This is a genomic window from Shewanella olleyana, from assembly GCF_023283825.1.
In the GTDB taxonomy this organism is placed as follows: domain Bacteria; phylum Pseudomonadota; class Gammaproteobacteria; order Enterobacterales; family Shewanellaceae; genus Shewanella; species Shewanella olleyana.
This window is the reverse complement of record NZ_JAKILD010000011.1, coordinates 146,093-155,980: the sequence shown is the minus strand read 5'-3', so window position 1 is coordinate 155,980 and position 9,888 is coordinate 146,093. Positions and strand designations below refer to the sequence as shown.

Annotated in this window: 9 protein-coding genes; 6 read left to right on the top strand and 3 right to left on the bottom strand. The window is 40.3% G+C overall.

Going from position 1 to position 9,888, the window contains the following annotated elements:
• The first annotated feature begins 454 nt into the window (after positions 1–454).
• The 4 genes from L2735_RS09985 to L2735_RS09970 are packed head-to-tail and all read left to right on the top strand — an operon-like array spanning position 455 to position 5,020.
• A complete protein-coding gene (locus L2735_RS09985; RefSeq protein WP_248984564.1) occupies positions 455–850 on the top strand; it encodes an STAS domain-containing protein in 396 nt (131 codons plus the stop codon).
• A 60-nt stretch (positions 851–910) separates the two neighbouring features.
• On the top strand, positions 911–2,119 hold the full coding sequence (locus L2735_RS09980; RefSeq protein ID WP_248984563.1) for a polysaccharide biosynthesis/export family protein: 1,209 nt from the start codon (positions 911–913) through the stop codon (positions 2,117–2,119).
• 10 nt (positions 2,120–2,129) lie between these two features.
• Entirely contained in the window at positions 2,130–3,797 is a 1,668-nt protein-coding gene (locus L2735_RS09975; RefSeq protein WP_248984562.1) for a GumC domain-containing protein, read from the top strand.
• A complete protein-coding gene (locus L2735_RS09970; protein WP_248984561.1) occupies positions 3,737–5,020 on the top strand; it encodes an O-antigen ligase family protein in 1,284 nt (427 codons plus the stop codon). The genes L2735_RS09975 and L2735_RS09970 overlap by 61 nt, the downstream gene beginning before the upstream one ends.
• A 103-nt stretch (positions 5,021–5,123) precedes the next feature.
• On the opposite strand, the gene L2735_RS09965 is transcribed toward L2735_RS09970, so the two are convergent.
• The 3 genes from L2735_RS09965 to L2735_RS09955 form a co-directional block, all read right to left on the bottom strand.
• On the bottom strand, positions 5,124–5,780 hold the full coding sequence (locus L2735_RS09965) for a nitroreductase family protein (protein ID WP_248984560.1): 657 nt from the start codon (positions 5,778–5,780) through the stop codon (positions 5,124–5,126).
• Positions 5,781–5,899: 119 nt separating this feature from the next.
• On the bottom strand, positions 5,900–6,445 hold the full coding sequence (locus L2735_RS09960) for a thioredoxin family protein (RefSeq protein WP_248984559.1): 546 nt from the start codon (positions 6,443–6,445) through the stop codon (positions 5,900–5,902).
• A gap of 253 nt (positions 6,446–6,698) precedes the next feature.
• Positions 6,699–7,064: a hypothetical protein gene (locus L2735_RS09955; protein WP_248984558.1), complete on the bottom strand. Its 366-nt coding sequence runs from the start codon at positions 7,062–7,064 to the stop codon at positions 6,699–6,701.
• 409 nt (positions 7,065–7,473) lie between these two features.
• On the opposite strand from L2735_RS09955, the gene L2735_RS09950 reads away from it, so the two are divergent.
• Both L2735_RS09950 and L2735_RS09945 read left to right on the top strand, forming a co-directional pair.
• Positions 7,474–8,817, top strand: a complete 1,344-nt coding sequence (locus L2735_RS09950; protein ID WP_248984557.1) for an oligosaccharide flippase family protein — start codon at positions 7,474–7,476, stop codon at positions 8,815–8,817.
• A 10-nt stretch (positions 8,818–8,827) separates the two neighbouring features.
• Positions 8,828–9,886, top strand: a complete 1,059-nt coding sequence (locus L2735_RS09945) for a glycosyltransferase family 2 protein (RefSeq protein ID WP_248984556.1) — start codon at positions 8,828–8,830, stop codon at positions 9,884–9,886.
• Positions 9,887–9,888 lie beyond the last annotated feature (2 nt).

Sequence of the window (9,888 nt, the reverse complement as noted above, 5' to 3'; positions counted from 1 at the left end):
ACGTTGTTGCGCTAATTTATAAGGTACCTACATTACCGCATTAACGCGCCTAGTATTGAAAACACGGTGAAGCTCTGAAACACGTATCTTCAAGTTGTTTGGGTATATAAGCCAATGAGCTTGTAATCAGCAAGTTTAAAACTCAACTACCTTCAAAGTCATTTAGCTTACAACGTAATTCTCCTTTAATTCCTTTAATTCCTTTAACTTATAGCAAGCCAACATCTTATTTCACAGCATTATTTGCATTTCGCAAAATGCGAAATTGTCTATTGGCTCACTTTCTTCTTTTGCAAACAGCAATAATTGGCTTCGCAAACAGCAAACCTATTTCCATTCAACATAAACAAAACAATCTAAACAACTGAATTATAACAACTTAAAAGTTGGCACGCTAACTGCTACCTATAGATTATCAATAAAGCGTAAGCAGAGAATTATCTAGGAGCAGGTTATGAAATTTGAATTAAAAGTCGCACAACATGCAAGTGTCGTCACGCTTCCAATCAGAATGTTTATGGCGCACACACCAACTTACAGAGCGGCCCTTGTTGATTATATCGATAGAGGACATACCCGTTTAGTGATTGATATGCAGCATCTTGAATATATTGATTCAAGCGGTCTGTCAGTACTCATCTCAGCACGTAATCAAGCACTGAATTATCAAGGCAATATCGTGTTGTTATCGCCATCACCAGCAGTGAGATCGTTAATTGAATTGACACGCTTGCACCACATTTTTGAAATTTTTGAAACTGAAGCGCTGGCATTAGATTTTCTGCGTCATAGCAGCATTGTTGAAGAGTCAGACTTTGATAAACGTGTCATCGCAGATTTAGCAAGTTAGCCAAACCATAAATAGATTCAACAGTTAGATTTATCTAAATCACTAATAGGGAATAACGCAATGAAAACGATTAATACTCTAGTTTCAATCGCAATGATCGCAGGCTTAACCGCTTGCGTGACCCCTTCGCAACCTGCACAACAGGATGTCTGTGATTTAGAAAAACAGTTAACCAGCTGTCACTACTTCGGTCAGCAAACACCCTATAACCGAAAAGTCAGTGCGGTAACGTCAAATCACACCACATTCCCTACCGCGCCTATATTTGGCAATAAAGCCATGATTGTCGATACTGAACAAGCACTATCATTGTCAGTCGGAGATAAAATCTCGATTAAGATATTGAATGGCGAAGAATTTAGTAAAGATGTTGAGGTGGATGCCGATGGTAATATTTATCTACCTTACTTGCCTGCTATTGCAGCAAAGGGCTTAACGCTTGCGCAATTAAACCAATTAATTAATGACTTATTAATTGATGAAAACTTAATGTTATCCCATGCGGTTCGCATCAGTATTTTGCCTATTAGCTGGGCACCGATTGAAATCACCACCTCAGGTGCAGTGTTCGAGCCTGGACAGCACATGATAAACAAAAAACTACCAATAGAATTAAAAGATGATGGTAGTAACTTTGCAGGTGACCAAGCGATTAAACGTAGTGTGGGATCGGCTGTAAAATCTTCTGGTGGCGTGCGCCCAGATGCCGACATTTCAGCCATAAAAGTGATCCGTGATGGACAGGTTTTCAATATGGATTTACGTGGTATGCTAACGGGTGAGAAAGTACCCAGTATGACCTTAATGGCGGGTGATCATATCCATGTTCCATCAACACATTCTTTTAATGATCAATTAGCTAGACCATCACAACTGACAGCACCAGGGATTAGGGTTTTTATGTCAAACTTAACACAACCAGCAAGCTCGAACAGTCAATCTGCGGTTGACCGTGAAGCCACTCGCTTCCCTTATGGCACTCGACTATTAAATGGTGCTATTGCTGCAAACTGTGTTGGTGGCGCCCAAACAACCAATGCCAGTCGTTACGTGATTTTAGTGACTAAAAACCCACTTTCAAATCAAATTGACATCGTTGAACGTTCAATTGATGGCTTAATACAAAGTGCATGGAACGACCAATCAAACCCAGTGTTATTACCTGGTGATGGATTAGCTTGTTATGACTCTCGTGTAACCAATATGCGTGAAATTGCCAGAACAGTGACTGAGCTAGTAGTACCAACCACCCTTATTGGATGGTTGTAAGGAGCAAGCAATGAGCCGAATTCATGATGAAGATAAGACTCAACAGAGCACGGATAGCCAACAAAGCGGCGAAAGCACTAATCAAGTGACCTCCCAATCAAACTCTGTTAATAAAGCCGCCTCTGTGCAAGAACAGCTTGAGCAAGAAGCAATTGAAAGAGCAATGACTGAAAGTCACTCTCAAAATCAGAATAAAGATAAAACAAGTAGCCAGGAACAATCTACTTCTATAGATGAAGAATATGTTGAGCAAACAAGCTTTTCTGAATTGGCTTACTTATATTGGATAAAACGTGCAACCCTAGAGGGCAGTAAACTAACCCCTAAGTTACGTAAACGCCTTTACCTTAAAACCGCTTTTGGTGCCTTGTTTATTATCTGGGCTTTCGCGGCATTATTTATTTATCTTGCTCCCACTCAGTATGTCAGTAAATGGGTATTAATTTTGCCTGGTGCGGCGGCGGGGTCATCACTGAGTCTTGACAGTTTAGGTCAAGCTAGCACCTCGAGTATTTCGCCTTATATGAGCTCAGCTATTGATCCACGAGAAAACTATAAAGCGATTTCAATGAGCACATTACTGATGCAAAGTGCTGCTCATTATCTTGATGTGCCAACTTCAGCAATTAATAAGCCTAAGCTTAAACTGCCTAGCCAAACTGGTTTGATGGAATACAGTGTAAAAGCCGCAAGTCCAGAGGCTGCACAAGAGCGAGGTTGGGCTATGTATCGTTCACTGCAAAATATATTGACTGACTTACGTGCAGATGAAATCGGCCTGCGTGAAATAGGGATCAGAAGAGGCCTTAAAAGTTACTCGACACGGGTCAAAGAAACTCAAAAGCAATTACTTGATTTCCAATCTGAACGCGGTCTAGTCACCCTTGATCAGTTTAAAGAGTTAGCCATTACCATTGAACGACTAAGGCACAGTAAAGTCACTATACTCGCCGAACTTCAAGGGCTGAATGCCAGTTACTTTTTATATGAAAAGCATCTAGGTATAACAGATGGCCAAGCTGCGATTCTACTTAAACTGAATAACGATAAATTATTTCAACAACTAGTAGAAAAACATAATACTGCCAATACTCAATATATTGAAAATGCGGGCCGTTTAGGCACTAGGCATCCTGTACTGGTCTCATTACAGGCCGAATTAGACAGTATTTTAAAAAGCATGAAACAACGCTTTAAAATCATCATAGGTTTTCAAGATGATGAGTTACTTAACATGCTAACCGTCAATGATTTAGATGGTCGCGCGGAAATGATGCAAGAATTTATTACCCTTGCTTCAAACCGTAAGGCAACCCAATCTGAAGTTGATTCTTTAACGTCTCAAATCAATACGTGGGAGCAACGCCTTCAGCACAGTAATGACGATGCAGCTAAGCTAGCCGACTTACAACGAGAGCACCAACTGGCATCAGCAGTATTAACTTCTGCGATGGCAAAAATGGATGTGGGTAAATCAGATATATACACTGCTTACCCTATGTTACAGCTTCTGTCAGCACCAAGCTTACCTTCGACTTCCGATAAGCTTGCCATTATTCTCATTGCGTTCGGTGGGTTGTGCGCCTCATTCATGTCACTAGTAGGATTAAGCATTTTATGGATTCGCAAACCATTACTGCGGAAAATGTTGACGAAAAAATCATCTACAACTGCATAAGTTTTAGTTACTTATTTTGGTTGTTAGGTGCGTTATATGTCATTGCACCAGTGATTGCTTGGATTCTATTTTTACGCCTGTTATATAAAAAGCTGGCTCGACAACCTGCTGCACGTATAAGTATCAGCCACTACGTTTGGGCTCTAGGTATGTGGGTGATGTTAATTGCTCTTGTCGTTGGCCACCTTCAATATGGCTTGGGCACAGGTAAATTAATTAAGTCCTCAATTGGCTGGGCAAAAGGTTGGGCTTTATTAGCCATTTTCCCCATCATTGGCTGCTTACCCATTAGGCCTGAAATCATCTATCGCGCTTGCTGCAGAGTATGTAAACATACCGTCTTACTGTTTCCATTTTTCGTATTTGCTTGGATAGTAGGCTTACCCAGTACATTGTACGTTTCGCCATTAAGCATTATTGGTGGGCCGGGCCCTGAGTTTTTTAGTGTCAGCCTTTATGAAATTGATCCTGGAAGCGGTGTCCCCCGTTGGCGATTATTCACCCCTTGGGCTCCGGCTCTAGGGATGCTGGGTAACTTATACTTCATCTTTGCCCTACAAGAGAAAAACCAAGCATGGAAAAGATGGGGATTTGCAGGCAGCTTGTTAATGATTTTAATGTCTCAGTCTCGGCTTGCTATTGTGTGCTATTTAGCTCTAATTGGTTTCTTTTCTACACTACGTTTTGTGCGTTCCCCTTGGCTGTACCTATTATTGAGTCCAGTCATGTTATTTGTTGGCATTATTGGCGAGTCGACAATTACCAAGATTGAGCAAAGTATTTCAGCTGTAAAAGCGGCCCGTGCAGATTCGACTCGGGTTAGGCAAGCGTTAGCTGATATAGCCGTTGAAAGATGGCTCAATGAAGCCGTGGTATTTGGTCATGGTATTGTTGAACGCGGTCCACACATGGTGGAATATATGCCCATTGGTTCCCATCACACTTGGTATGGATTGTTATTTGTAAAAGGCGTTGTCGGTGCAATAGCGTTGGCTATTCCAATGTTAGTTACCTTCATTTTTTTACTAATTAGACTATTCAGCAATCCTTTAGCTAAAGTAGGCATGGCGATTTTAATGATGCTGGGCTTATATACCTTTGGTGAGAACTTAGAGATTTTGGCTTACTTGTTTTGGCCAGGTTTGATTGTGCTAGGAATGGCATTGAAAGCTGAAGAACCTGAAGCTGTATTTAATAAAGCTAAAGCGCTTGATGAAGTCTAATCAGATGAAAAATAATGTTAGGGACGAAAGTTAAAACTGAAACTGAAACTAAAACTAAAACTAAAAAAGCTATCTTCGAGATAGCTTTCATTTAAATACTGTTTTAAACAATGGTCAGCACTTGCTCTTTTGCTAAGCGAGATTTAGGTAAGTTTGCATTATAATCTTCTGAGCTATGGTGATAACCAATCGCTAAAGCCACTTCACATTTAAATCCGCCTAACTCTTCAGCAAAAATGTCACCAATTAAATCACCATCAACACCTTCCATTGTGGTTGAATCAATACCAAGACGCGCTAAAACATGCAATGTATTACCCAGTGCTAGGTAAGTTTGTGACTTTGTCCAAGCAGCATTATTGCCTTTTTCGTCAGTATTTAAATCAACAAAAGCGAAAGCTCCGAATGCAGCTTCTCTGTCTTCAACTTTAGTGCGTTTGTCTTCAATCCCTTTATCGACGACTTTGGCGTAATCTTCACGGGTATAATTCGGGTTATGTGCAAATAAAATCACCTGAGAACAAGCCTTAATATGCGGCTGATTAAACTGAAACTTATTAGCAAAAGTGTCATGCATTCTCTGTTTCGCTTCATCACTTTCAATCACAATAAATTTCCAAGGTTGTGAGTTTATTGATGATGCCGATAATCTCATCGCTTCATATAGAACTTCGAGATCCTCTGCTGAAACTCGTTTGGTTGGATCGTAACGTTTAGTTGTGTAACGACCATTTAAATCTGAAATAATTGGATGGGTCATGCTCTACTCCATATGTCACTTGGTGTTTGGTTTGTATGTTAATAGCTAATGTTTAGATTTAAATATGAGTGTTTGGAACAAATAAGTCTTTTGGGTGCTTTTAGTGATATCGGCATCCATCACCGCCATTTGATTGAACAACCCATACTGGCAGACTGTTGCTGTGGCCCTTTGCCGGTTTCAGCTATCATTTTCATGGCATTAACTAACTCCGGGATGCGACTACTGTCATCAGCCATTTTGGCATCATCTAATCTGCCTCGATATTGTAATTCCCCGTCTTTGTTAAATCCGAAAAAGTCAGGGGTACAAACAGCATCATAACGTTTTCCGATACTTTGCTGTTCATCCACTAAATAAGGGAATTCAAAGCCATACTGTTTGATAAAGGCTTTCATATTTTCAGGCGAATCAGCAGGAACAGCTTGATAATCATTAGACATCACGGCTAACACATTGATGCCCTGCGACATTAACAGCTTAGTGTCCTCTGCAAGTCGGTTCCCGATGCGTTTTACATAAGGGCAGTGATTACAAATAAACATCACCAATAGCCCCTTATTGCCAAGGTGTTGGCTCATGGTAAATGACTCGCCAAATGGGTCTTTCAAAGTAAATTCGGGCGCTTTCCAGCCAAAGTCACAAATTGGGGTATCAAGTAACACTAGATCATCTCCTAAACCATCTGCTAAACCCAGAATGTCGCTGAGCTTAGTTTACATTTCCAGCCCTTATTCTAAGTTTTAAGTTCTAAGTTCTAAGTTCTAAGTTCTAGGTTTTAAATTCTAAATTCTAGGCGTAAAAGCTGAAATCTGATTAAACAGTATTATTTTAAATTAGCCTGTTAACTATGTCGGGTAAACAGCTTAAAGATTGAAAGAGAATCTCATTATTTTTGATAATCAGATAACACAGCGATTAATAGCTCGTCTCTATTTTAGACTTTATATATTCACACCACACTGGCGTATCTCTTGCCGGTACTTCAGCTTTCCCGCGAACACCTAGCTTAAACTCGATAACTGACTTCCATTCTTCTGAACCTAAATCTGGCCCGTGCCCTTGGCCATCGCCTGAGGAAATTAGACTCTCAATTTCAGAAAAATAGGTCATGTCACACTGAATCTTTTTACTATTTACGGGCTTGATATTATCTACTTCCTTTACAGCGCTCACTTCCGCTGCGTCTTCTTTACTAGCATTTTCGGATTGCTCACTGCATCCAGCTAATACTAGTAAGCCAAGTATCAAGATGGCCAAAACCGTTATGTTAGAACTTTTCATATGACCTCAGTAATCAATTGGTTTATCACTTCGTTAATCCATTTTTTATCATTAGTGAAACTTAACAAACCTTTCTTGTTTCAATATTAATCTAATTTTTCACTCGTTTTTGTGACTAAAGCTCTTGCGAAGCAATTTGGGGGAACAAACTTACTGTAAACAACATCTGCACTATTAGCTTACTAAACCTCAAAAAATACCACTAACTCTTGTTTCTAATAGGCTCGCATTCTGCAAAACAGCTATCCCAAATTGCTAAACCCTATTTAGAATAATTATCAAAAATACAAAATAAACAATTAAAACAAAAACTTAAAACTTGGCACGATAACTGTAATACCTATGTATCGACGCAACTTGCTTTCAGTTTCAATCAGCAAATTGCAATTCATTTATAAGGGTAGCGGTTATGCAAAACATCACCAAGCTTCAAGTTGAACAGAAGCCATCGCTGAACCAAAAGCTAGCGCTTAATGAAATGCTAAGTCATGGCATTCGCTCATTAGGTAAAAACCTTTTGTGGTTAGCGAGCGCGCAGTTCAGTGGTCGCGTGGTGAGATTAGGCGCCAGTGTTATTACCGCACGTTTATTAACCCCAGAAATATTTGGTCAAATAGCAATCGTCTTAACCTTATTTGAATTAATTTGTACTCCAACAAGACGCGTGACCTCAGCTGCACTAATCCGTATGAATGATGCTGAGTTTACCGACAATTTAGCCAGTGCCAATGCAATTAACTTTGCCTCTTGCATCAGCGCTTTCGTGTTAATGAGCTTAATCAGTTTCCCGCTAGCTTATTACTACCAAGATACCCAATTAATATTGCCAATCCTCTTTGTCGCGAGCAGCTACTTATTACTCCCATTTGGCATGATGTACGCCACGGTTAATTTACGTAATAACAATATGCGTAAAGTGGCCAGTGCAAACCTTTGGCAGACTGTCGGCGACGGCGTGTTAACCGCCATCTTAGCCCTAAGCGGCTTTGGAATTTGGGCAATCATTATTCCTAAAGTTGTTATGGTATTTGTGTGGATTGTCATCCATAAGCAATCAACGCCTTTACCACGTTTTACCCAAGCGGTTTCGTTAGCACGTATTAAAGCGTTACTTAGCTTCAGCATACCAGTGAGCTTAAGCGACTTAATCAACACCTTGAGACAGAGTATTGATTACCTCGTTATCGGTTACTTCATGGGCGTTGAAGCATTAGGTGTTTACTTTTTTGCTTACAACGTGAGTTTAGGAGTCAGCTTAGGGTTAGTGCAAAGCTTCGGCACCGCTTTTTATTCACATCTTTGCAGTAACAAAGATGAAGAAAATAGCCAATCAACAATTCAGTCAGCACAACAAAAGTACCGTAACAGCGTTATTGCGATTACCGCTATCGCTGCCCCAATCATCATCTTACAAACCAGCTTAGCGCCACTGTACGTTCCTTTTGTATACGGTGAGCAATGGTTAAGCACTGATGCATTATCGGTTTTCGTTTTCTTATGTTTAAGCGGCTTAGTTCGACCAATGGCGGAGGCTGCAAGCCAGTCACTACTCGCCAATGGCCACAGTCGTTTGAATTTCAATTTAAATATCGCCATCACCGCATTGCTAACCCTGGTTATCAGTATTGCAAGCCAGTTCGACTTAGCCACAGTCGCAATGAGCGTGATGGTCACTTATTTAATCACTATGCCTTGGCTTTGCTGGTACAGCAGCCGCATCTCATTCAGTCAATCAACTGTTAAACACAGTTAAGGAAAACATTATGACTCCAAGAATCTCTGTAGTAATGCCTGTATATAACGTTGAAAAGTTTGTTAAATCGGCAATCGAGTCTGTACTAAACCAGACATTTGATAACTTTGAATTACTCATTATTGATGATCGTGGTGATGATCGCAGTATTCAAATTTGTAAGCAGTTTATTGGCGACCCACGCGTTCATATTATTCGTCATGTTAAAAATAAAGGCTTAGCCGCTGCACGTAATACCGGTATTCGTCATGCATTAGGGGAGTTTGTTGCTTTTATCGATTCAGACGATTTATGGCACTCAGAAAAACTTGCTCGCCATGTAGAACACTTAGATAGCGACAGCCAAATTGGCTTAAGCTTTTCTCGTTCAAGTTTTATCGATTACGACGGTAAATTTATTGATTTTTATCAAATGCCTAAACTGAATGATATCGATGCAGCTCACTTACTTTGTCGTAACCCTGTTGGCAATGGTAGTGCTCCAGTTATTCGCCGTACTACATTAAACGACATCCGTTACCAATCAATGAGCACTGCTGAACGCTATAGCTGTTATTTCGATGAAACTTTCCGTCAATCGGAAGACATTGAATGTTGGTTACGTATTGCAGCAACCACATCTTGGAAAATCGAAGGTTTACCTGAGCCTCTTACCTATTACCGCTTAAATCACGGTGGTCTATCTGCAAACTTGATGAAGCAGTATGCTTCATGGGAAAAGATGATTGAAAAAGCCCGTGATTTTGCGCCTATTTTGCTTGGCCGTCATGAAAAAGCCGCTCGCGCTTATCAATTACGTTACCTTTCAAGACAAGCGATTCGCTTAGGGGATGGTAAAGCAGCGGTTGAGTTAGTTAATAAAGCCATTTCTACTTCTCCAAGTATTTTACAGGCTGAGACAGGTCGTACATTGACCACTCTAATTGCAGCTTATGCTCAATGGATAATGCCATCTTGGGGTTACATCGTCATCGAAGGTGTTGGCCAAAAATGTATTGGGCTTATGCAAAAAATGCGTATTGCACGTGATGGTGTCACCAGTGAGTTTATGCAAGATAACAAGCTTTAACT

Excerpts from the sequence above, each read along its gene's own strand:
- L2735_RS09985 (WP_248984564.1), top strand. The coding sequence starts at position 455 with ATGAAATTTGAATTAAAAGTCGCACAACATGCAAGTGTCGTCACGCTT.
- L2735_RS09980 (WP_248984563.1), top strand. The coding sequence starts at position 911 with ATGAAAACGATTAATACTCTAGTTTCAATCGCAATGATCGCAGGCTTA.
- L2735_RS09975 (WP_248984562.1), top strand. The coding sequence starts at position 2,130 with ATGAGCCGAATTCATGATGAAGATAAGACTCAACAGAGCACGGATAGC.
- L2735_RS09970 (WP_248984561.1), top strand. The coding sequence starts at position 3,737 with ATGGATTCGCAAACCATTACTGCGGAAAATGTTGACGAAAAAATCATC.
- L2735_RS09965 (WP_248984560.1), bottom strand. The coding sequence starts at position 5,780 with ATGACCCATCCAATTATTTCAGATTTAAATGGTCGTTACACAACTAAA.
- L2735_RS09955 (WP_248984558.1), bottom strand. The coding sequence starts at position 7,064 with ATGAAAAGTTCTAACATAACGGTTTTGGCCATCTTGATACTTGGCTTA.
- L2735_RS09950 (WP_248984557.1), top strand. The coding sequence starts at position 7,474 with ATGCAAAACATCACCAAGCTTCAAGTTGAACAGAAGCCATCGCTGAAC.
- L2735_RS09945 (WP_248984556.1), top strand. The coding sequence starts at position 8,828 with ATGACTCCAAGAATCTCTGTAGTAATGCCTGTATATAACGTTGAAAAG.